This window comes from Halomonas piscis (genome assembly GCF_031886125.1).
GTDB lineage: Bacteria > Pseudomonadota > Gammaproteobacteria > Pseudomonadales > Halomonadaceae > Vreelandella > Vreelandella piscis.
On sequence record NZ_CP119391.1, the window covers coordinates 2,904,234 to 2,926,568 of the forward strand.

The 22,335-nt window shown below is 60.6% G+C and carries 21 protein-coding genes, 1 tRNA gene and 1 pseudogene; 10 read left to right on the plus strand and 13 right to left on the minus strand.

Annotated features, from left to right (window positions below):
- Positions 1-22 precede the first annotated feature (22 nt).
- A complete protein-coding gene (locus tag P1P91_RS13685; RefSeq protein ID WP_311883318.1) occupies positions 23-1,318 on the minus strand; it encodes a tyrosine-type recombinase/integrase in 1,296 nt (431 codons plus the stop codon).
- A 315-nt stretch (positions 1,319-1,633) separates the two neighbouring features.
- Between P1P91_RS13685 and P1P91_RS13690 the strand changes: the two genes are divergently transcribed.
- A tRNA-Arg gene (locus tag P1P91_RS13690) sits at positions 1,634-1,710 on the plus strand.
- A 354-nt stretch (positions 1,711-2,064) separates the two neighbouring features.
- Positions 2,065-2,943 (plus strand): AEC family transporter, encoded by an 879-nt coding sequence (locus tag P1P91_RS13695; RefSeq protein WP_311883319.1) that lies wholly within the window; start codon positions 2,065-2,067, stop codon positions 2,941-2,943.
- A 40-nt stretch (positions 2,944-2,983) separates the two neighbouring features.
- Here P1P91_RS13695 and P1P91_RS13700 read toward each other — a convergent pair whose 3' ends face one another.
- The gene (locus P1P91_RS13700; RefSeq protein WP_311883321.1) at positions 2,984-3,835 is read right to left on the minus strand and encodes a M24 family metallopeptidase; all 852 of its coding nucleotides are present in this window, start codon (positions 3,833-3,835) and stop codon (positions 2,984-2,986) included.
- Positions 3,836-3,869: 34 nt separating this feature from the next.
- A complete protein-coding gene (locus P1P91_RS13705; RefSeq protein ID WP_311883322.1) occupies positions 3,870-4,160 on the minus strand; it encodes an aminopeptidase P family N-terminal domain-containing protein in 291 nt (96 codons plus the stop codon).
- A 113-nt stretch (positions 4,161-4,273) separates the two neighbouring features.
- On the opposite strand from P1P91_RS13705, the gene P1P91_RS13710 reads away from it, so the two are divergent.
- A complete protein-coding gene (locus P1P91_RS13710) occupies positions 4,274-5,530 on the plus strand; it encodes an ISL3 family transposase (protein WP_311883323.1) in 1,257 nt (418 codons plus the stop codon).
- Positions 5,531-5,873: 343 nt separating this feature from the next.
- The gene (gene zapE / locus P1P91_RS13715) at positions 5,874-7,013 is read left to right on the plus strand and encodes a cell division protein ZapE (RefSeq protein ID WP_311883324.1); all 1,140 of its coding nucleotides are present in this window, start codon (positions 5,874-5,876) and stop codon (positions 7,011-7,013) included.
- 23 nt (positions 7,014-7,036) lie between these two features.
- On the opposite strand, the gene P1P91_RS13720 is transcribed toward zapE, so the two are convergent.
- From P1P91_RS13720 to P1P91_RS13730, 3 genes are all read right to left on the minus strand, one after another.
- A complete protein-coding gene (locus P1P91_RS13720; RefSeq protein WP_311883325.1) occupies positions 7,037-7,501 on the minus strand; it encodes a CBS domain-containing protein in 465 nt (154 codons plus the stop codon).
- Positions 7,498-8,709, minus strand: coding sequence for a cation:proton antiporter (locus P1P91_RS13725; protein ID WP_311883326.1), 1,212 nt, complete (start codon positions 8,707-8,709; stop codon positions 7,498-7,500). Before P1P91_RS13725 ends, P1P91_RS13720 begins: the two co-directional genes overlap by 4 nt.
- Before the next feature lie 210 nt (positions 8,710-8,919).
- Positions 8,920-9,468 (minus strand): cysteine hydrolase family protein, encoded by a 549-nt coding sequence (locus P1P91_RS13730; RefSeq protein WP_311883327.1) that lies wholly within the window; start codon positions 9,466-9,468, stop codon positions 8,920-8,922.
- 276 nt (positions 9,469-9,744) lie between these two features.
- On the opposite strand from P1P91_RS13730, the gene P1P91_RS13735 reads away from it, so the two are divergent.
- On the plus strand, positions 9,745-11,208 hold the full coding sequence (locus P1P91_RS13735; RefSeq protein WP_311883328.1) for a BCCT family transporter: 1,464 nt from the start codon (positions 9,745-9,747) through the stop codon (positions 11,206-11,208).
- Positions 11,209-11,234: 26 nt separating this feature from the next.
- Here the strand turns inward: P1P91_RS13735 and P1P91_RS13740 are convergent.
- Positions 11,235-11,771: pseudogene (locus P1P91_RS13740) on the minus strand (transposase); the annotation flags it as partial.
- 86 nt (positions 11,772-11,857) lie between these two features.
- On the opposite strand from P1P91_RS13740, the gene P1P91_RS13745 reads away from it, so the two are divergent.
- Positions 11,858-12,262 carry a transposase gene (locus tag P1P91_RS13745; protein WP_027961730.1) on the plus strand — a complete coding sequence of 135 codons (405 nt, stop codon included), beginning with the start codon at positions 11,858-11,860 and terminating at the stop codon, positions 12,260-12,262.
- On the plus strand, positions 12,259-13,371 hold the full coding sequence (locus tag P1P91_RS13750; RefSeq protein ID WP_051530273.1) for an IS3 family transposase: 1,113 nt from the start codon (positions 12,259-12,261) through the stop codon (positions 13,369-13,371). The genes P1P91_RS13745 and P1P91_RS13750 overlap by 4 nt, the downstream gene beginning before the upstream one ends.
- A gap of 520 nt (positions 13,372-13,891) precedes the next feature.
- Here the strand turns inward: P1P91_RS13750 and P1P91_RS13755 are convergent.
- Positions 13,892-14,641, minus strand: a complete 750-nt coding sequence (locus P1P91_RS13755; RefSeq protein WP_311881892.1) for an IS5 family transposase — start codon at positions 14,639-14,641, stop codon at positions 13,892-13,894.
- A gap of 379 nt (positions 14,642-15,020) precedes the next feature.
- On the opposite strand from P1P91_RS13755, the gene P1P91_RS13760 reads away from it, so the two are divergent.
- Positions 15,021-16,217 (plus strand): IS4 family transposase, encoded by a 1,197-nt coding sequence (locus tag P1P91_RS13760; protein ID WP_311882096.1) that lies wholly within the window; start codon positions 15,021-15,023, stop codon positions 16,215-16,217.
- On the opposite strand, the gene ltrA is transcribed toward P1P91_RS13760, so the two are convergent.
- The 3 genes from ltrA to P1P91_RS13775 all read right to left on the minus strand — a co-directional run bounded on the left by ltrA (position 16,127) and on the right by P1P91_RS13775 (position 18,878).
- A complete protein-coding gene (ltrA, locus tag P1P91_RS13765; RefSeq protein ID WP_456068450.1) occupies positions 16,127-17,260 on the minus strand; it encodes a group II intron reverse transcriptase/maturase in 1,134 nt (377 codons plus the stop codon). The genes P1P91_RS13760 and ltrA overlap by 91 nt on opposite strands.
- A gap of 656 nt (positions 17,261-17,916) precedes the next feature.
- Positions 17,917-18,351: a hypothetical protein gene (locus P1P91_RS13770; RefSeq protein WP_311883331.1), complete on the minus strand. Its 435-nt coding sequence runs from the start codon at positions 18,349-18,351 to the stop codon at positions 17,917-17,919.
- A gap of 26 nt (positions 18,352-18,377) precedes the next feature.
- Positions 18,378-18,878, minus strand: coding sequence for a transposase (locus tag P1P91_RS13775; RefSeq protein WP_311883333.1), 501 nt, complete (start codon positions 18,876-18,878; stop codon positions 18,378-18,380).
- 318 nt (positions 18,879-19,196) lie between these two features.
- Between P1P91_RS13775 and P1P91_RS13780 the strand changes: the two genes are divergently transcribed.
- The gene (locus P1P91_RS13780; RefSeq protein ID WP_311883335.1) at positions 19,197-19,850 is read left to right on the plus strand and encodes a transglycosylase SLT domain-containing protein; all 654 of its coding nucleotides are present in this window, start codon (positions 19,197-19,199) and stop codon (positions 19,848-19,850) included.
- 199 nt (positions 19,851-20,049) lie between these two features.
- The gene (locus tag P1P91_RS13785) at positions 20,050-20,604 is read left to right on the plus strand and encodes a DsbA family protein (RefSeq protein ID WP_311883337.1); all 555 of its coding nucleotides are present in this window, start codon (positions 20,050-20,052) and stop codon (positions 20,602-20,604) included.
- 106 nt (positions 20,605-20,710) lie between these two features.
- On the opposite strand, the gene P1P91_RS13790 is transcribed toward P1P91_RS13785, so the two are convergent.
- Together P1P91_RS13790 and P1P91_RS13795 are read right to left on the minus strand one after the other, a co-directional pair.
- Positions 20,711-21,400, minus strand: a complete 690-nt coding sequence (locus P1P91_RS13790) for a haloacid dehalogenase type II (RefSeq protein ID WP_311883339.1) — start codon at positions 21,398-21,400, stop codon at positions 20,711-20,713.
- Positions 21,401-21,487: 87 nt separating this feature from the next.
- Positions 21,488-22,141: an AbrB family transcriptional regulator gene (locus tag P1P91_RS13795; RefSeq protein WP_311883341.1), complete on the minus strand. Its 654-nt coding sequence runs from the start codon at positions 22,139-22,141 to the stop codon at positions 21,488-21,490.
- Between the last annotated feature and the right edge of the window lie 194 nt (positions 22,142-22,335).

Consider the following 22,335-nt stretch of genomic DNA (forward strand, 5'->3'; position numbering starts at 1 on the left):
CATCACGGTAAGGCTTGCCAAGCTATGACTGAGCGTCTTTCCGGAGCGAAACTACGCTAGCACCAGCCTTGGCCGGTTCCGCGCAGTATTCCGCCCATGACTTCATCAGCTTGGCACGCTGGGGCATCAGTTCGTCGCGGGCATAGGCGGCACGGGTGGCATCGCTGTTCACGTGGGCCAGCGCCAGCTCGCTGACTTCATCCGGAAAGTTCGAACGGCTACGCGCCCAGTCCTTGAAGGCAGAACGGAAGCCATGCGGGACCACGGGGCGGCCATCGGTAGGGTCGGTGTACTGTTCGCCCCCTTCCTTCAGCTTGGTGGCGTTCATACGCTTCACGGTGGCCAGGATAGTCACGTCGCTGATTTTCTTCCCCCGCGCGGCCGGGAACACCAGCGGTTGCCCTTCCATGCGGGGCAGGGATTCCAGCAGGGCCACGGCATCCGGGCACAAGGGCACGTGGTGGGGCTTGCCTGCCTTCATCCGGTCGCCGGGAATCGTCCACACCCTGGCGGCCAAATCGACTTCATCCCACGTGGCGCCCCTGACTTCCCCGCTACGGGCGGCGGTCAAAATGACGAATTCCAGCGCCCTGGCGCCCATGCCTTCACGGGAGCGAAGGTCTGCCATGAATTCCGGGACGCGCTGCCAGGGAAGGGCCGGTTGGTGGCGCTTGCCCTTACCCAGCTTGGCAGGCTTGGCCAGCACGGTATCAAGGCATCCAGCCCAGCGGGCCGGGTTGTCCCCCTGGCGGTATCCGCGCACGGTCGCCCAGCTCAACACGCTTTCCAGGCGCTGGCGCACGCGGGTGGCGGTTTCCGTCTTGGTCGCCCAGATAGGGTTCAGCACGTCCAGCACGTGGGGCAGCTCTACATCAGAAACGGCCAAGTCCCCAAGGTGGGGGAAGGCGTGGCGCTCAAGGGACGATAGCCAGTCGTTCCGGTGCTTCACGCTTCGGAATTCCCCGGCCTTGTCTTGGTGGTAGCGCTCGGCAGCTTCCCGGAAGGTCACGCGCTTGGCTTGTGCAGCCACGTGGGCAGCCTTGGCGGCCTGGCGCTCGGCTACGGGGTCAATGCCTTGCGCCAGCTTGTCGCGCAGCTCGCGCGCCTTGGTGCGGGCATCCGCTAGGCCGGTGCCTGGGAAGCTGCCCAGCCCAAAGCCACGGCGGCGGTTCCCCACCTTCACGCGCAGTACCCACGAACGCCCCCCGCCAGGGGTGACTTGCAGCAGCAGCCCCGGCACGCCCCCCACGGCATGGAACCCTGGCCGGTCGATGCGCCTGACTTCAGCGGCGCTCAGTTCCTTAGCTATCTTCGGCATCGCCCTTCCCCCATTAGCCATCCCATTAGCCATAAAAGATAACATAGGGTGACATTCCCTGATACACCACAAGACAAGGGAATCCAGGGAACACAAGGAGTTCAGCAGGTTACGGCTTCAGCATGGCGCGGCCTGATACGGGGGGAAGGTGGACGCCGCCTCCACCAAACAAGCAAGACAATCAAGCGCCTCAGGGCGCTTTTTTGTTGGCTGGCGGTTTGGCATATGCCTAACGATTTTTTCGGGGTCTCAGGTTTGATCTACGACAACTGCTAGACACATGGCGCCAGTGCCGTTAGGATACGCACCCATCAAGCGCCCATAGCTCAGCTGGATAGAGTATCGGCCTCCGAAGCCGAGGGTCGCAGGTTCGAATCCTGCTGGGCGCACCAGACAAATCAAGGGCTTACGCCAATTCGTGAGCCCTTTTTGTTTGCCTGTGTGGCCATTCCGTGACCACATGGTCGCCATAACAGCGGCGTCTAACGACCTCTGGCCTTATCCAAGGCACAGGATTGGCCACCAAAAGGCTCATAGACGACGGGCCAACCCTTTGGGGACGGCGCTTGCGGGCATGGGCCGACCCAACGCCGGATACGGAGCTTTCAGGATGTGGCCGATGTCCTGGACCCAAGGGCCAGGGCCGTTTTCGACGGCGCAGCGCTATTCGGCATACAGCGCCACCTTGCCAAACTCTGTACGAATTCCAGAGAATAACGGCTTCTCCACTCACCTGAGGCACCTGCATGCTTACCGAACTCTTCGCGGTGATGGCGCCGGTCCTGGCCGGAGCTGGTCTAGGATTTTCCTGGGTACGCCTGGGGCAGCCCTATCCGGTCGAGTTCGTCACCCGCCTGGTGTTCAATATCGGCACCCCGACGCTGGTCATCGCCTCGCTCTCCAGCGCCGAGATCGAGGCCAGCAACTTTGGCCGCACCATGCTCGCCACGGCGCTGGTGATCTGCACCATGGCGGCGATGACCTGGCCGCTGGCGCGTCTGCTGCGCCAGGACTGGAGGGTGCTGCTAGCACCGGCCATGTATCCGAACACCGGCAACATGGGGCTGCCGGTGGTACTCTACGCCTTCGGCAGCGCCGGCTTCGCCTACGGCATCACGGTGATGGTTACCGTCTCGCTGTTTCAGTTCACCCTGGGCTCGGTGATGGCCAGCAGCGGCGGCAATCCGCTACGCACTCTGGTGCGCACGCCGACCGTCTACGCCATCCTGCTGTCGCTGGTCCTGCTGCTCACCGGCACCGACCTGCCGCTGTGGCTTGCCAACAGCGTCGAGCTGATCTCGGGCTTTACCGTCCCCTTGATGCTGATCACCCTGGGCGTCTCGCTGGCCAGCATTCAGGTAAGAAGCCTACGCTCCGGCATCAGCTTCAGCCTGCTGCGCATTCCGGTCGCTGCGGCGCTGGCCTGGAGCATCGGTGCACTGCTGGGCCTGCCACCGCTGGCCCACAGCATCGTGGTGCTGCAGATGAGCATGCCGGTGGCGGTGTTCAACTACCTGTTCGCCCAGAAGGCACGGCGTGAACCGGAGTATGTGGCCAGCCTGGTATTCTGCTCGACCCTGCTCTCGCTGCTCTACCTGCCGCTGCTGCTGGCGTGGCTGATGTAGATATCGGGCCCAGCGTAGTGGACTCTCCGGTACCCTGTATTTACAGCTGCCAGTCATTGTTGGTAAGCGGCGCTCCGCCGTCAGAAGTGACTCGCACGGTGTCACTCAACCCGATCCCCCATCGTCCCGGTAGCCGCAGGCAGAGCGGCAAATGGAAAACCATATCAGGGGCAAACTCGGCATGCTGCCCACGGGCGATGTAGCCTGTCCCTTCGACCCAGCTGGGAGGAAACTGAGCCCCTACCGTATAGCCAAACACGCCCGAAAAGAACACGCGCTCGACGTGGGGTGCCAATACGGTCTCAGCGGCCCGCGCCGCATCGTCAAAGGAAGCGCCTGGCCGCATGGTGGCACACAGCGCCTCAAACATCTCACAGCAAACGTCTCGCAGCGCCTGCATGTCCGCACTGGCTCGCCCCGCCACAGCAGTGCTCATCATCGGCGCGGTGTAGCGTTGAATAGCGGAACCAAACTCCAGAAAGACAGGGTCGCCCGGCTCTATTGGGTGGCGCTTGTGATTGACATGAATCGTACCGATACGCCGGCCGGTAGCAACGATGGGCTGAAGGCTCATGAATTCGCTCCCCGCTGCCAGCATGGCCCGGCTACCCTCCGCTGCCACCTCGCTATCGGTAACGCCCGGAGCAATCATCGCTTCGGCCGCGCGTAATCCCGCTGCGGTAATTCGCGCACTCCGGCGCAGGCAATCAAGTTCTGCAGGCGTCTTGACAATACGGACACGGTCAAGCAGCTCGCCTCCATCATCGCGAAAACGATCGGCCCCCAGGCGTGCTTGCAGCTCGCGGATAACACCGTAGCGCAAACCGGCTCCGAAAGGGTCCAGGCCAACGGATCGAAAAGGGGCCAGCATATCGGCCAGCGGTTCAATCACCTCATCGATGCCTTCCCAGCGGTACCCCAGTATCTCATTCCACCCTTGCAGTAACCACGGCAGGGCCGATCTCGATAGAGGGCACCTGTAACACCAGGCGGTCGGCCGACACTACCAAACAGGCATGCACCGACACCTCAAAGGTGTGATACCCCGTCAGATAGAAGATATCGGCCGGGTCAGTCAGCAGCAGCGCCTCGAGCCCGACAGCCTGCATGGTTTCTCGCACCCGTTGCCGGCGCCTCGCGAACTCTGCAGGGGGAAAAGGCAGTTCGCTCTCGGCCAGACTTTCAGCCAAAACATGGCGATAAGCGTGATGATCCACAAGCAGCCTCCTGATAAACAAGAATGCCTTTCAGGGGCTCTTCGTCGTTGGGTGTGGAATTCGCCCCCTGAGCTGGGCCAGGATATGACCTCCACGACGACAGGAGGTATGACATGGACGGCACCCAGATTCTGACCCTCGGCCTGGGCCTGGAAGCGCCCTGGATTCTCAAGGACCAGCACCTGGATACCTCCGTATCGCCCCACCGTCTGGACCTCTACGTCGAGGCCGAGCGTGGCAGCCTCTACCCCTGTCCTGATTGCGGCGAGGCCTGTCCGGCTCATGACTTCGCTGACAAGACGTGGCGGCACCTGAACTTCTTCCAGCATCACTGCTACTTGCATGCTCGCGTGCCGCGTACCAAGTGCCCGGAGCATGGCGTCAAGCGTATCGAGGTGCCCTGGGCGCGTCCGGGGAGTGACTTTACCCTGCTGTTCGAGCAGGCGGCCATGTCGCTGGTCAAGGAGATGCCGGTGTTGGCCGTCTCCCGACAGCTGGAGATCTCCGACAAGCGGCTGTGGCGCATCGTGCATCACTACGTCGGTCGGATGCTGGGGCAGCTGGATCTGAGCAACGTGGCCACCGTCGGCGTGGACGAAACCGCGTCCCGGCGCGGCCAGCGCTATGTGACGGTGTTCCTCGATATGCAGCGCAAGCAGGAGCCGGTGATCTTCGCCGTCCCCGGCCATGGCAAGGACGCCATCGAGGCCTTCAGCGCCTTCCTGGCGGCCCATGGCGGCGATCCGGACAACGTGGTCGAGGTCGTCTGCGACATGTCACAAGCCTTCCTCAGCGGCGTGGCTGAGTACCTTCCCAAGGCCGAGGTCACGGTCGACTGGTTCCATATCGTGCAGACCTTCACCAAGCGACTGGACGAGGTGCGCAAGAAAGAGCGCCGCGAGCAGGAGCACCCCAAGTCGCTACGCTGGGCCCTGCTGAAGAGCCTGGATAACGAGAATCTGACGCCCAAGCAACTGGCGGCGCTCCAGGAGCTGGTGGCCGACCAGAGCGCCACGTCCGATGCCTGGGTGATCAAGGAGAAGCTGCGCTGGATCCAGAAGGCGCCGACGCCACGCGCGGCTCGATGGCGCATCACGCACTACCTCAAGGTCATGAAGGCGGCGGTCTCGGAGAAGCCATTGCTGAAGCCGATGGGAAAGGCCTTGGCGACGCTGGAGCGCCACGCCGATGCGGTGGTCAGGCGTTGGATTTCGGGACTGACGAACGCACGGCTGGAAGGCATGAATGGTCTGTTTCAGGCGGCTCGGTCACGCGCACGGGGTTACCGGAACGAGGCCAACTTCATCGCCATGATCTACCTGATTGGCAGCCCGGTAGGCCGCCTGTTCGATCAGGCCAAATCCACATGAAACGACGAAGAACCCTTTCAGGGAGTCATACCCGTCCTTTGTCACTCGGACAACCCTGAAGCAGAGAACCGCCAAGTATCGGGACCGCTTAACGCTGGGTGTCGGATGCGAGATGCTTCCCTGTCCTATAGGGGTTATCCTTTTCCTGCCATGGGCAGACGCTCCAAGCCGTATTGCAGTCCAAAAGCGCACTTTACTCTATCCAGAAGGCGAAGAGACGATATAGCGCAGCTGCTGGCTGTAGCATCACCCAGCACACAGGGGGCGCTGCCTCATAAAAGCACTACCACGGCAATCACCAAAGTGACAGACGGTGACTCACCATGCGTTACCTGATAATGACATGAGCTCCTCTAGCCCAGACGCGGCGGCGCCTTCCCCGCTTTCAGCCTATCGGCAAGCGCTGGCCTTCGGCTTTAGAGAGGACCCTGCCCAGCATGAAGCGGCCCTGTGTCTGCAGCGCTGTTATGAGCAGCTGCAGGCGGGCCAGTCGGCTATTCGGGGTGTGTATCTCTGGGGGCCGGTGGGTCGCGGTAAAACCTGGTTAATGGATCGTTTCTACCAGGCGTTAACCATACCGGCCCGCAGGCAGCACTTTCACCACTTCATGCGCTGGGTTCACCAACGCCTGTTTCAACTCACCGGCCAGGAAGAGCCGCTGACACTGCTTGCGCGGGAGCTGGCGTCTGAGGCGCGTGTGCTGTGTCTGGACGAGCTGTTTATCAGCGATATTGGCGACGCCATGCTGGTCGGCGGCTTGTTTCAGCAGCTGCTGGCTCAAGGCCTGGTGCTGGTGAGTACGTCCAACCAGCCGCCAGACGATTTGTACAAGGACGGCTTTAATCGTGAGCGACTATTGCCAGCTATCGCGGCCATTAAACAGCATACGCAGGTAGTGGACGTTGATGGCGGCCGGGATCACCGGCTGCACCCCGGGGAGCGCCAGCAGCGCTATTGGGTTAATGAGCCGCAGGCGTTGGAAAAAGCCTTTGCCGAACGCCTAAGCCAGGGTGAGCAGCCACATAGCGAACCCCTGCTGCTGGGTCACCGCAAGATTCCGGTGGTGAAGCGAAGCCAACATATGCTCTGGTGTCGTTACGACGACCTATGCGAGCAAAAACTGGCATCGCAGGATTTTATCGAGCTGTGTGACCGCTTTTCCCATGTTTTCCTGAGCGAGGTGCCGCAACTGACCGGTAGCAGCCGGCAAAAGACGATAGCTCGTGGCACGGAAGACGGGGTGGTGCAGGTCGAAGCCGGGGAGCGCCGGCTGCCGGCGCTATCGCATCAGGACGATGGCGTGCGCCGATTTATTGCGCTGGTGGACGAGTGTTACGACCGCGGCATACCGCTTTACCTGGACGCAGCCGTGCCGCTACATGAGCTTTACCGCGACGGCGCGCTGGCCTTTCCCTTCCGTCGCACGTTGAGCCGTCTGCAGGAAATGCAGCTGCGGCGTTTTGGATCGCCCATGCCGAAATAGCTCTTGCCAGCGGGGTCATAACGTCATCGAGTGTTCTGGATCCCCTCTTGTGCCCCCAGCGTATGGCGCAACAGGTCAGAGAGGCGAATCACGCCCAGCAGACGGCGCTGCTCGTCGACTACCGGGATATCCTCGACGCGGCGCTCTACGTGCTTCTGAAAGAGATCATGCCGATATAAGATATCGTTGATCTCCTCATCCGCCTCGGCGCACATCACGCGATCGTTCATGTGCTCAGCCACGCTACCCAGGGTGATCCGCTCTACCAGCTCGCGCAGACTATGCGTGGGGCGCAGCGCGACCAGCAGCAGGCTGGATACATGCCAAAAACCCAAGTGCCCGCACACCCGCCCTTCGGCGTCGAGAACGAAGATATCCCGCCTTTCCGGATTATCCAGCAGCATGCGGGCTGCCTCCTGCAGCTCGTATTCACCGGTGAGGGTCAACGCCCTGACCGGATAGGCAGCTATCCAATCGCTGGTCTTCATTCTGTTTTCTCCGTCTCGCCGATGGTCGCTGTCTGACCCAGTTCACCGGCTCGACCCAGCCCAAAGCGAACGGCTACCGCGCCCAGTGTCTCGGTCAGCAGCGTGGTGGCGGTGACGATGTTGACGATCACCAGCGCAGACGCCTCCAGCCGCGGCACGCCGGTGAGCAGCAGCGCCATCCCGATAGCCACCCCGCCCTGGGGCAGCATGACCAGCCCCACGTTATGGCTGATGACCCGGGGCGCGCCGGCCAGCCGCGCCCCGGCCATGGCGCCAGCAATCTGTCCGCCTGCGCGCAGTACAAAGTACAGAGCGATCAGCCCCGCATGTCCCCATACGACGCCGGGGGCAAAATGGAGCCCGGCCAGGGTGAAGAACAGCACAAAGACGACTTCCTGGAGCTGCTCCAGGGGACGAAACAGCGGTTCGGAATGGGCGCCACTGAAAAACCGAGTGAAAAAGCCCAGCGCCATGGCAGCCAGCAGCGGAGAGAAATGCCAGGCGTCAGCCAGCCCGGTGAGCAGAACGATGGCGCCAAGCAGCCCCACCAGCTGCAGCTCCGGCTCGGGCAGATAACGCGCGGTGCGTTCAACCACGTAGCCGCCGGCTGTCCCAAATCCGATGGCCGCCACAATCTCCCAAATGACGGCCGGAATCGCCGCGGCGAAGCCGGTACTGTCCATGGCGGCCAGCACCAGCGAGAAAATGACCAGCGCCAGCGCATCATCCAGCGCCACCATACCCAGCAGCGTGGTGGTCAACGGGCCGCGAGCCCGGTACTGGTGGATGATCGCCACGATGGCGGCCGGCGCCGTGGTGGTGGCGATCGCTGCAAGCAACAGCGCCAGCGTCCAGCCGGGCACATCGGCCACGGCCAGGCCCACCAGCGCAAACCCTGTCAGTACCGCAAGAAAGCTACCGGCCACCTTACCGGCCGTCGCGGTCACAATCGCCCAGCCCAGCTGGCGAAGCTGCGTGACAGTTGCCGCTCCGCCGATTAAATAGGCGATGATGCCGAGAGTGACGGCAACGATAGAGCGAGTCCATTCGGTCGTTTCTGCGCCCAGCGGCCCACCAAGCAAATCGGGCGCGAAAAGGATGCCGGCCAATATATATCCCACCACGCGCGGCAGGCGCAGAAAGCGGCTGCCCAGCACCCCGAATGCCAGCCCGGCCAGCAGTAGCATTCCAATCAGCAGAACTTCCACATGACCTCCATCGGTGCCTTTTCAGCTCGGGGCGTGGGTCTGGCGTATCGCACGAATACCCGACGCAGCGCCTTGGCAGTATGTCCGCAGGCAATCGTCATCGCCCTATCCAGGCCTACATACAACGCCTTTTGACTCTGATCGGAGAGACCCGGCACCAAGGCGGCAGGTCCCTGGTTTTGTACGCAGCGGCACGAATCCATACCTCAATCAGCCGGCCAGGTAGGCCTCAGTGCCGGTAATGGACGCATAGGCAAACGCCAGCGCCGCCATGGCCGTCGCGTGTACCTGGGCCGCCGGCACCTTCGTGTTGTGGAACTCCAGCTCCATTGTGGCGCACGCATCCTCCACGACGGTAACGGCATAGCCAAGGTCACTGGCCGCGCGGGAGGTCCCTTCCACACACATATGGCTCATGGCGCCAATGATCACCACTTCCTCGATATCCTGCTCATCCAGCTGCTGCTTCAGGTTAGTGCCGCGAAACGCATTAGGATAGTTCTTGAGGACGACAGGCTCGCCTTCGGCTGGTGCGACGGCGGAAATCGTCTCAACGCCATCGCTTCCCGGTACAAAAACCTGCGCGTCGGGCTCGGCAAACTCATGGCGAACATGAAAGAGCGCTTCTCCCCCGTCACGCGCCGCATCAATAAGGCGAGCGGCATTTGCCAGGGCGTGATCCATACCGGTCAACGGTAGCTTGCCGGTGGGAAGATATTCGTTCTGAAAGTCTACGACGATAATAGCGCGCTTGGTCATGGCTACCTCTTTGCTGTTGCGTGTCTTGCGTGTCGGGCCAGGTGCGCTTGACGAAAAACCGAGCCGCTGCCGGACACGTGCGGGGCTTAAGCCTCTACCTGTGATCATATCAAACGGCTGATTTTTCAACAGATTGTCTTTACACTAACAATCACTGGGTCAGTTTGACGATGTCATTCTGTCTTGGCGGGCAACGGATCTGACTAAAACAGCCGTCCCTTTCACGCCACACAACGACGCTATGGAAGGCACGACACCATGCCCTCGCTCAGGAAAATGAGCCTGTTCATTGCCTCCGCCACCATCATGGCTCTGCTGCTGATATTTGTTGGCTGGCAAGGCGACGTCGCCGCCACGCTGTTCTCGCGCCTACAGGACATCATGGCAGGCTCTACCGGCTGGCTGCTCATTTTCATCATGAACGCCGTGCTGCTGTTTGCCTTATATCTCTTGTTTACTCCGCTGGCGCGAATTCGCCTGGGCGGGCCCGAGGCACGCCCCGAGTTCAGCCGTCTTGACTGGTTTGGCATGTTATTCGCCGCGGGCATGGGCATCGGGCTTTTGTTCTACAGCGTTTCCGAGCCGCTGCAGCATTACGCGTCGTTCGGCCCTTATCTGAATAGCGATGCCGCTACTGCCCAGTTTTCCATGGAAATGACGTTTCTTCACTGGGGCCTTCATCCCTGGGGTATCTACGCTCTCGTAGGACTAACGCTGGCCTTCTTCCATTATAACGCCGGCCACAGGCTCAGCTTCGAGGCGCCGCTACGCGAGCTTCTACCCGCCGCCTGGGCACGCCGTCTGGGCTGGGTGGCGAACATGGCAGCCGTCATTGGCACTATTTTTGGCATCACCACTTCACTTGGGCTGGGCGCCAGCCAGGCCAGCGCCGGCATCGCCGAGCTAACCGAGCTGGACGCCAGCCTGGGCCTCAACCTGGGCATTATCGGCGGGGTATGCGCGCTGGCCATGGTTAGCGTACTCAGCGGACTGGGCAACGGCGTGCGTCTACTCAGCAAGTTGAATCTGGTCATCGCGGCCAGCCTGATGCTCTTTGTGTTATTTGCCGGCCAGCCGCTGTTTGTTTTCAAGGCGCTGGGCGAGCATTTGGGCAGCTATATCAACGATCTACCCAAGCTATCCACCTGGAACGAGACCTATACCGGCACCCACTGGCAGGATCAATGGACCATTTTCTACTGGAGCTGGTGGATCTCCTGGTCCCCGTTCGTGGGCATGTTCATCGCTCAGGTCTCCCGGGGTCGGACCATCCGCGAATATCTGCTTGGCGTGCTGTTTGTCCCAACCCTTTTCAACTTCCTGTGGATGACGGTATTTGGCAGCAACGCGCTGTTTCTGGAACTATTCGAGGATGCCGGCTTTGCCGACATCGTGACCGTTGCTCCTGACGAAAGCCTCTATCGCTTGCTCGACTATCTCCCGCTGAGCCCCTTCACTACCGGCGTGGCCGTGCTGGTAGTGCTGATATTTTTCGTTACCTCAGCCGACTCCGGCGCCCTGGTGGTGTCAACGCTGACGTCGAACGGTAACGCCCCCAGCTGGCGACAGCGCTTTTTCTGGGTAGCCGCGGTAGGCCTGGTCACCGCCTTCTTGCTGCGAGCAGGTGGACTCGACGCCCTCCAGTCTGCGGCCATTGCCAGCGGCCTGCCCTTTGGCCTGCTGCTGCTGACCTTCATCCCCGCGCTTAGCATCGCCCTGCGTCGGAGTCTGTCAACATAGTTGCCATATAAAATGACTTCAGCTCTTTAAAATCCTGCGGCCTGTGGCACTGAGTCCCGTTCGGGATTTAGGTGCACCACATCCGGCAGGCTGAGTTTCCGGATGTCACCTGACCACCGCTCCGGGTGGCGCTGCTTCGCGGCTTCAAAAACCTCTCGGCGCTGCGCCAGAATGCCTTTGGCCTCGCCGTTGTGACGCTGGCTCGGCGTGACGTAGCGCAGGGCACTGTGCCGGTGCTCATGGTTGTACCACTCGGTGAATTGCTGGACCCAGTCTTGTGCCTCGGCCAGCGTGGCGAAGCCGTCGGCGGGGAATCCCGGCCGGTACTTCAGTGTCTTGAAGGCCGACTCGGCGAAGGCGTTGTCGTTGCTGACCCTTGGCCGGCTGTACGACGGGGTGATGCCCAGGTCGTAGAGCTTCTCCAGGAAGGTCGCCGCCTTCATCGGGCTGCCGTTATCAGAATGCAAAATCAAAGGCTTGTGACGATCGGTGAGGTGCTCTCGCCAGCAGGCCTTCTGGATCAGCTCGGCGGCCAGCTCGCCGGTCTCGGTTTCATAGACCTCGTGCCCCCTGTGTGTCAACCTGAATCCATACACCGGCTCAGTGAGTTAAGCTCAATATCAGAGCCCGAGGTTCAGGAGCCCGTATCATGCCGAAACCGCCAACCGAGCTGCCCGATCATCAGGTCACGCCGAATCCCAAGCTGGAGAAACGCACACGTCGTCAGTTCTCGACCGAATACAAGTTGCGCATCCTCGCAGAAGCCGATGCCTGCCAGCATGGTGAGCTCGGGCAGCTGTTACGCCGCGAAAAGCTCTACAACAGCCAGCTGACCACTTGGCGCAAGGAGCTTGCCGAGAGCGGCGTGGAGAAGCTCCACAAGACCGCCCCAGGGCCGAACCCGAGCAAGACGCCGGAGCAGAAGCGTATCGAGGCACTGGAGCGTGAGAACGCCCGTCTTCAGCAGAGGCTCTCGACCGCCGAAGACTGCCTATCGCTCCAAAAAAAAGCGCTATCGATGCTCGATCGCATGAACAATGGGAGCGAACCATGATCACGGTGCTCGAAGAGCGCCCGGCGCGCCTCCCATTGGCCATGGCCTGCCGAGCCCTGGGCATCAACCGCAGCACGGTGTACGCCTGGCGAAAACGCCGCCATGAGCCTTATACCGGAGCTTCAACGTCGCGCCGGCATTGCCCGCAGCCCAGGGCCCTGTCGGCCGAGGAGCGAGCGAAAATGCTGGAGATCGCACATAGCGAGCCTTATCGGGATCAGCCGGTGTATGAGATCTATCACGACCTGCTGCAGCAAGGGATCTATCTTGGCTCGCTCAGCACGTGGTACCGGCAGCTGCGTGAGGCCAAGGAGAGCGGTGACCGCCGTCCTCAGCGTGCTCCCCAACACCATGCCGTCCCACGCATCACGGCAAGGGCCGCCAATGAGGCCTGGACGTGGGACATCAGCAAATTGCCCACGCGGCGACGCGGCGTCTACCTCAACCTCTACGTGGTGCTGGACCTGTACAGCCGCTTCATCGTGGCCTGGATGGTCTCCCACAAGGAGAATGCCGCCTTGGCTCAGCAGCTCTTCCAGGAGGCCGTGGATCGCTACGGTATCCCGCATGGCGCACTGACGCTCCACCAGGATCGAGGCTCGCCGATGATCGCCCGGAGCTATCTGGATCTCATGGGAGAGCTGGGGGTCACGTGCAGTCATAGCCGGCCGCGGGTCAGCAACGACAACCCCTTCAGCGAAAGCCAGTTCAAGACCAGCAAGTACCAGCCCGATTACCCGGGGCGCTTCGAGAGCATCGTCCATGCCCGGCAGTGGTACAGCGCTTACGTCGACTGGTACAACCTGCTGCACCATCACAGCGGGCTGGCTGGCTTCACGCCGGAGCAGGTCTTCACCGGCCGATATCGCGAGATTGCCGAGGTCCGCCAGCGAGCGCTCGATGACAGCTTCGAGGCGCATCCCGAGCGGTTCCTACGCGGACGCCCAAAGGTGGCGCTGCCACCGGACAGTGTCTCGATCAATCCAGTACAGCCCGATGACGACGACCCGGCCCCCTACAGCGTGGTGAACTTCCCGACGCTATCGGCGGCAGGTGCCACCGCGACGAAATCGACACTAATTTTTAACGATCTGTCCGAATCAGGTTGACAGGTTCCGTGCCCAACGATCTTGCGGCTGAAGACGTCCATGATCAGGTACAGGTACCACCAGGTGCCGCGTGCAGGGCCCGGTAGTGGAGTAAGAAGCAGGGCGTAGTCGAGCTATTTCCCTACTTCTCCTCCCCGAACCGTACGTGCACCTCTCAGCGCATACGGCTCTCCATTCAAGTGTGGCTCAAAGCCATGGCAACATCTCGGTAGCGCGAAGTGACGGTGTTGCGTACCTCTTCCTGTGGCAGATAGGGATTTGCCTCAGGAAGCCGCCATCGGAAGGTCATCTTTCGACTGGTTACCAGACGTCTCAGGCTCGTTACGCAGAAAACACCTCTGCCATTTGGGCCAAAGAATTTCCATGTCTTGGCTTGTTTCTCTGTTGGTCTCAGGAAGTGTTTTCGCATCATGGACTTTATCGATGCGCGATACTTCCTTGATAGCCAGTGGCCAAATCGCCAGAAGACAATGCCATCTATCTTCCTGTAAGTGATCGCGGTGTAGGGCGTGTTGACGTTTCACATGGGCAGCCATAAAAAGCCGCAGGCCAAGGCCACCATGCTTTCGTAGTTTCGCTTGAGCTTGTCGTAACGCGTTGCGATGGCGCGATACGGCTTCAATCGAGCAAAGGCATTCTCAACCAGATGCCGATAGCGATATAAGCCTCTGTCCAGATTGGCATTTCCTTTCTTTGAGTTGCGTTTGCGTGGAATGACGGCAGCCATGCCCTTGGCTTCGATCTGTTCACGGATACGCTCGCTGTCATAGCCCTTGTCAGCCACCAATGCATCACCCGCTGGCAAATCGTCAATCAATGCCCGGGCTTCCGTGCTGTCGTGCACCTCACCCCCGGTTATTCTGAAGGTTATCGGTAGCCCATAGGCATCTACGGTCAAGTGGATCTTGCTGGTATTGCCTGCACGACTTTTGCCAATGGCTTCTGCGTCTTCCGTGGCAGCTCCGGTGCTGTCCTGGTGGGCCTTGACGTAGGAGCCATCAATGAACAGCCACTCAACATCAGGCTCCTCCACCAGAGAGCTGAAAAGCCTCATCAGCTTTCCACTCGCTGACCAGGCGTTAAAACGCTTGTAGACCGTGTTCCAGGGGCCAAACGTCTCCGGTAGGTCCCGCCACGGGCAGCCGGTGCGCATCCGATAAAGGATGCCTTCTATCGTGGTACGCAAGTCGGCCTTGTCATAAATACCTTGTTGAAGCAGGATAGGTTTCAGCTTCGACCAGTGTTCATCCGTGAGCATTTGTCGGGGCATGGCAGGCTTGCAGTTTGTTGGTGTGGGAACCTTTATTCTGCGAGCTTGCCCCTATCCTGCCAATACCCCTGCCATGAAACGTCAACAGGCCCTAGTCGGTATGCTGGTAGAAATTTGCCCATCCCGCCAGTCGGCGATTCAGGCGGTCCACCATGTCAATCCTATTCGCGCTATGATTGCTAGACAATTCTTTCGCCAGTGATGCAGCGAAATTCTTTGCCTTTTCACGGGGGATGGACGTGACCGGGCGCATTGTGCCATTGGGACCTGAGGAATCCCCATGAAATGGGTAATAAAATCAGCATGATAGGATTGAAAAAGCCTGCATGAGTCATGCATGTTGTGAGTTACGACACACAACAACATGCGAAGGAGACCCATGCAGGCCCCTCGATTCTTGCATAACTTGCTGACGTCTTCACTCTCCGTGATCCATGCCAAGCGGCTACAGACCGTCCTCGATACCGTTGGCGCTCTGCTGGGCGAGCGACGTCTGGGATTAACGGCCATTGGCCGTGCGTTGCCGAGCTCGACGGATGCCAAGCACGCCATCAAACGAGTCGATCGACTATTAGGCAACCCTCACCTTCATCAGGAACGACCGCTGTTCTATTGGCTCATGGCCTCGCTGCTGATCGGCCATACAACGCGCCCACTGATTCTGGTGGACTGGTCGCCGATTGATGACCGCGGCAGGCATTTCCTGCTGCGTGCGGCGGTGCCCTTCGCCGGGCGATCGCTGCCCATCTTCGAGAAGGTTCATCACAAGGAAGGATGCCCATACTGTGAAGCCTATCTGCTGGATGCGCTGGCAAGGATCCTGCCCGACAAGGCCACGCCGATCCTGGTGACCGATGCCGGCTTTCGTAACCCGTGGTTTCGGGCCGTTGAAGCGCGCGGCTGGTATATCGTTGGACGGGTCCGTCAGCCCGCCCGTTACCAGGCGTCAGGCGAAGCATGGCAACCCGTGAAGACCCTGTTTCAACACGCGACATCGGAACCGCAGGCGTGGGGCTCCGTCCGGATCGCCGAAAACCATCCGTTCCGCGCTCAGATGGTGCTCTATTATCGACCGCCACGGGGACGTAAGCATCGCAATAAACAAGGCCGGATCTCTCGGGACGGCGGCAGCCGGACGATCGCCCGGCGTCAGCAGGAGCCCTGGGTGCTGGTCAGCAATCTGCCGGACCGCTCAACGCTGGCGAATAAAGTGGTAACGATCTACCGACAGCGCATGCAGATTGAGGAAGGGTTCCGCGATGTCAAAAGTCCCTTGTTCGGGCTGGGCTTCGGCATGCATCAGTCTCGCCAGGGCAAGCGCATCGAGGTCCTGCTGCTGATCGCCATGTTGGCGAACGTGGCCATGATGGTGGCCGGCCTGGATGTCCGAGCCCGGGGGCAACAGCGGCGCTATCAGAGCAACAGTATCCGGCACCGGAGCGTGCTTTCCGTGTGGCGCCTGGGCTTGGAATGTCTTCGTCGTCATCAACCCGACGCCGTGCCTTGGCCTGCTTGGACAACCCTCCGAGCACGACTTCGCGAGGAAGTCAGGGAGCAGAGCCTATGCGGCGAGTAGCAACATATTCGTGGGGATTCGTCAGCATTGGGACCGCGTTTACGGACTACTCTATGACCCAGGAAAATGAACCCATCATTCACATGTGTAACATGGGTCTTATCCATATTCAGAGTTAATGAGAGGTCGTCCTCAAGGAACAGTCGGCACTCCTCGCGGATAGCCTCAGCATGAGCCTTGTTTCCTTTAACAACCAAGACGAAATCATCAGCGTAGCGACAGTAAGCTACCGCTGGTCGCCAATGTCGTCTTTCTCGCATGGCGATTGGAAATTCTCGTTGGATGCTAGAGTTCCAGTACCAACGATCTTTGCGAGCCTTCTTGCCAAGATAGCGTTTCTCAAGCCATTGGTCGAATTCATTCAGCATGATATTCGACAGTAATGGTGAAAGCACACCACCTTGCGGAACGCCGTCGTGAGCAGCATGAAACAGCCCTTTGTCGACATGGCCCGCTTTGATGAATTTCCAGAGGAGGTCTAGGAAACGACTGTCACAAATCCGCCTGCGAACGCACCGCATCAGCTTTCGGTGGTGGACAGTATCAAAGTAGCTTGCCAAGTCGCCTTCTATGACCCAGCGGCCCTTTGTTTCTCCACTATCCGTAAGCTGCAATTTCACGGTTCGGATAGCATGGTGCACGCTTCTTTCGGGGCGGAAGCCGTAGGATAAGCGATGGAAGTCGCTTTCCCATATGGGCTCCATTGCCATCAGCATCGCACGTTGTACAATCCTATCTCGCAGTGTTGGTATCCCCAGTGGGCGCTTCTTGCCGTTGGCCTTCGGAATATAGATACGACGAGCAGGCTGAGGCTGATAGGTTCCAGCCAGCAGCTCTGAGCGAATATCATCCACATAGTGGCTAATATCCTGCTCTACTACTCGTCGAGTCTCACCGTCTACCCCAGCAGTCTTGGCCCCCTTTGATGCCAGTGTTTTCCACGCAGCATCCAGGAGCCAATCGCGCCCTGCAATCAGCCTCAACAGTCGATCAATCCTACGATTCGGATCTTCTGTTGACCATGTTGCTAGCTTGCTCTGCATTTCCCTGATTATCAAAGGTCTTCACCTCTCTCAGTCAGGTAATTAGTGGAACAAGCCACTTGAACTGCCTCCCTTCGCCATGTGGTGGGCTTTCCCCACCTCGGACTACTACGGAGGCTCCGCCAGCTTGTTGGGCATCGGGGTCGCACTCCCTTACCATCCCATACAAGCCTTCCCTCGTTTACATGCTGGACTCAAGCGTATGGAGGAGGTTGCCGATCGCAATCTTTACCCTTGCATGCTGCAAGTTGGTGTACCCGGTACGGATTAGCTGCGCACTGTCCATACCTCTGTTGGCAACGACTTGGCTATTCGTTGCCCGCAGCAGAAGTGAGCCGTACCTGTACTCACTGCTGGGGTACACACCTCCAATAAGCCGTGTAGGAGGTGGCGACACGTTCAGCCCACAGACGCGGATTAATCGGTTCGTGTTCCTCAACCTTTCCATACTTAGCCTAGAGGTGCATCTTGGCGTAACGGCTTCGCCTCACACCCCGTTTCCCACGGGTTACATCACCCTGCCAGTGCACTGCAGGTCACTGCCGCTTCGGCTCATGCCCTCTCACAGCAGAGGGCAGCCCTTCACTAGGAGCATCCTGCTCGTCATGAAGGTATTCCAGTCATGCTCGTGCCCATTCAGCTACTTCCTGCTGCCTTCAGGGTCGAGGCACACACCAGCTGATATCCCAGCACCAAAGCCGGTTTGGCGCCGTGGCCTGGTGTGTGGTCGGCGGTCGCTTGCGCTGTGGGGCCTGCTGTCGGCCCCGGTGGTGTTGCTGATCGTACTCATGAAGCACTCGGTACATCGTCGACTCAGAGGCCAGGTAGTTCCCCTTGTCCGCCTGATCGGCCACGATGAAGGCCGGAGGGCGGCTTCGATACTCCGGGGCATTGCACAGCGCCACGATCGCCTCTCGCTCCCCGGGAGACAGCTTGTTGGCCGGCTCCGGGCGGTCGGCGTCGGGACGGCGATCAGCCATCACCTGGCCTTCAGTGACCCAGCGGTAGTAGGTGCGCACATTGATACCCATCACCTGACAGGCTTTGGCCAGCCGAGCACCGTCACGCTGGGCGTCTTGCACCAGAGTCACGATGCGTTGGCGATCCGGGAGGCTGGTCAGTCGTCCTCGTCGTTGGTCGTGCCCCAGATCGCCTCGGCTTTTTTTGACAGGGCCAACAGCGCCGCCGTCTCGGCCAGGGCCTTGTCCTTGCGGTGCAACTCGCGCTCCAGCTTACGGAGCCGCTTCTGCTCCTCCTTGCGGGCCTGGCGTTGCTGCTTGGCCTGCGCTGCCGCATCGTCGTTGGCGTTCATGCAGGCATCCCGCCAAGCCTCCACCTGCTCGGGGTAGAGCCCGCGCTCGCGGCAGTAGGCGCTGACTTCAGCCTCGTTCATCGGAGCTGTCTCCAGGACGATCTGGAACTTCTCCTGACTGGTCCACTGATCTGGCTGGGTAGAACGTGATGGCAAAACCTGTCCTCGTGCTCTGGCCTGTTTCCGCCAATTGTAGAGGGTTGTCGCGGTGATGCCTTCCTGTTCGGCTAATTCCGGGATGGTCATGTTCATGGGCGGCGCCATCTTCTTGAGGATGGCTTCCTTACGCTCTGCGGGGTAACGCACGTTGATCACCTCTCAATCCGTTTGGGTGACAACTACGTTGACGCATAGGGGCGTCGCCCTTACGTACGCCCCCCGAGCCCCGTGACGGCAGCGAGCACCGAGGTACCCGCCAAGCCTTCTGCACAGGAGAATGAGTAACGCTGTTGGCCCACCCCGGCCTGCCCTGCCGCTGGCATCCGCTAAGCCAGCGCCATTTCAGGGAAGCCGATCTCCAGACAGGTCGCTTTTTTCGCCCAGTTGCTCGAACTGTTGGCGCTCGCTATGCTGCCCGGGACCTGTCTTCACGATAACCACCACAGCGCAAGGAATTTCGGGGCCATGCAATCCACCCGCCGCTCGGTGTCGTTGTTTCGGCCGCTGGGCGGGCTTAGCCTGGCGGCCATGCTCACCGGCTGCGCCGTGCTGGCGCCGGCACCGCCCGCAAACCAGGAGAATATCTGCGAGATCTTCCGCGAACAGCCCCGCTGGTACGACTACGCACAGGACTCGCAGGAGAAGTGGGGCACGCCTATCGCCACCCAGATGGCCTTCATCCAGCGCGAATCCAGCTTCCGCAGCCATGTAAAGCCGCCCCGTCGCCGGCTGCTGGGCTTCATTCCCTGGACACGCCCCTCCTCGGCCTATGGCTACGCCCAGGCTCAGGACCCGGTTTGGGAAGAGTACGAAGACGACGCCGGACGCCTGTTTGCGCGCCGTACCCACATGAAGCACGCGACCGACTTCATCGGCTGGTACAACGCCCGGACCCATCGCCTGACGGGCGTATCTCTCCACAATCCCGAGCACCTCTATCTGGCCTACCATGAAGGCCAGGGCGGCTATCAGCGCGGGTCCTATCGGGCCAGGCCGGCGGTCCGGCGGGCAGCCCGCCAGGTAGCGCGCAGCGCCTCGCGCTACCGAGGCCAGCTGGCAGCCTGCGAGGAAGAGTTCCAGTGCGACGGCCTGCTGGCATTCTGGCCCTTCTGCCGATAGCGGCGCCGAGTTGCGGCGCGAGCACTCACTCATGGATAAGCGACTCCGGCATGTTAACTGCCGAATAGGCCTGATGGCTTGCAGGGCAGCGCTTGCAGCGCGGCCCCTGGCCTCTGTATGCCTCTATGCTAAGGTGGACGAACAGGCGCCTTTATCAGGCGTTTTGCAAGTTCGCACGTGACAGAAAGGAGGGTTTACCATGGCGCATCGTTGGCATGCCGATCCGCTCGTCTGGGGTCACGGCCCGCGTCTGCTTGAGGTGTTTCAGGAACCGACCTGCCCCTTTTCCGTAAAGACCTTCAACAAGCTCGACGAGTTTCTTAGCCAGGCCGGCAAGGACAACGTCCGCGTGCAGATCTGGCTGCACTCTCAGCCATGGCACCTGTACTCCGGTATCGTCATCCGCGCCATTATTGCTGCCTCAACGCTTGAGGGCGGTAAAGACAATGCCTATCGGGTCATGGACGCGGTGGGCAAGCACCGCGACGAGTTCGTGTTTGAGGATCACTGCCGAGGGGCCAACCGGCGCACTACGCCGGATGAGGTTCTCCAGCGGCTGGAAGAGTACAGCGGCGTGGCACTCACCCCGGCGTTTGACACCCCCGACCTTGAGCGCGAGATCAAGCGCCACGCCAAATACTCACGCCAGAACGGCATCCACGGCTCGCCCACCTTTATGGTCGACGGCCTAATTGATCCCGGCATGGGCAGCGGCGATGAAGTGAGCGAATGGGTCAAACGCCTTCTCGAATGAGCTCAACTGATTGGCCGCAGGAGATATTCCGCGGCCTGCCCAAGCAACGATTCATCTACAGCTCGGCAGGCCGGTAGCGAGGCAGGGACGCTTGCAGCAGAGCCCGCTAAGCTTCTAACACAAGCCGATCGGCAAGAGCCTTCATGTCAGGCACGACAATATCCGGATAGGGAACGCCCGGTGCGGGTAAAACGGCGTTGTGGGGGCGCTTGAGAAAAGCACTGCGGCAGCCAGCAGCCTGAGCGCCGATGGTGTCCCACAAATGACAGGCCACGAGGCACAGGCTGGAGGTTTCGACAGATAGCTCCCGGGCGACCAGACGATAGGTGTCAGGAGCCGGCTTGAACCGGCCCACCGTCTCGATGCTGAACGCACGCTCAAAAAATGGCTGAAGCCCCGCGTTTTGCAGCGGCGTGGGTGAAGCGCCAGCAGCCGAGTTGGTGAGCGTTACCAGCCTGAAGCCTGCAGCGCTCAATCGAGTGAGCGCCGGGGTAGCGTCAGCATGAGCCGGCATGGTGCTGAGGAGCTCCTGCTGCTCGTTAATATCCGCTTGCGTCACGCTAACCTGGTGGATATCCGCCAGCATTCGTAATACGCCCGCTCCAATGTCGCCAAAAGGGGTATAGAGACCGGAAAGCGTCATGGACTGGGAGTAAAGCACCAGCTGCGCAAACCATTCGCGCAGCACCGCGCGATCACCGAAAACGCGCTCAAAAAAGGGGGCAAGGTGCGTTATATCCAGCAGCGTTTCGTTAACATCGAAAACAATAACGGAAGAAGCTGTGACATGAGCCATGGTGTCTCCTCTGCGCCGCTCAGTCCTTGACAAGTATCGCCATTGATCTTGCAGCACAAAAAGCCGAGAAGCCATCGGCGGAAGACGTCAGGCCGCTGCCTTCTGCCGGAGCAACAGCGGTAACAAAAGCGCCAGCAGCGAAATACGCAGCAGGTGGTGGGTCGTGACGAACGCCGGCTCGATGCCGAGCGACAGCGCGACCAGGCTGAGCTCGGGGGCGCCGCCCGGCATATAGGCAAGCAGCGCCGCGGCGGCCGAGTAGCCGGTCAGCAAATGGCCGATCCAGGCCGCTACCATAGCGATGACCAGCAGTACCAGCGCCTGAGCCACCGCCATCAGCATGGCCCGGCCCACCAACGCCAGCGACGTACCCGCAAAGCGCACGCCGATCGAGACACCGATAAGCACCTGGGCCAGGGCCACCAGCACTGGCGGAATCGCCGCCTCGGTGACGCCGGCAAGATGCAGCGTCGCCGAGGCCAGCGCCGGCCCAAACAGCAAGGCATTGGGCAGGCGCAGCCGACGCCCCAGCCAGGCACCGCCCACCCCGGCAGCCATCAGCCAACCCGTATCCGCCGGCCCGGGCAGCGTGAACCATCGCGCCGGCCCCGGCGTGGCATTGCCCAGATCCACATGCCCGATAGCCTGGATCACCGGCGGAATGGCCACCAGCAGCACCATGATGCGCACCGCATGGGTAATGCCGATCACTCTCAGGTCGGCACCGGTTCCCGCCGCCATCATCCCGCCTTATTCACGAAGACGCTGACTGGGCGGCGTGAAGAGGCTGGCTGGCGGCGTCGCTCATCAGGATCGGCCTCTCCGACGCGAGAGGCCGCTGAGTAATGCCCGAACATGGCTTTCTTCCCGGTTTCTTATAGCTCTTGGGAATCCATTGCGACCGTCAAAGCAGCCGTGACCGCCGGCCGCTGCAG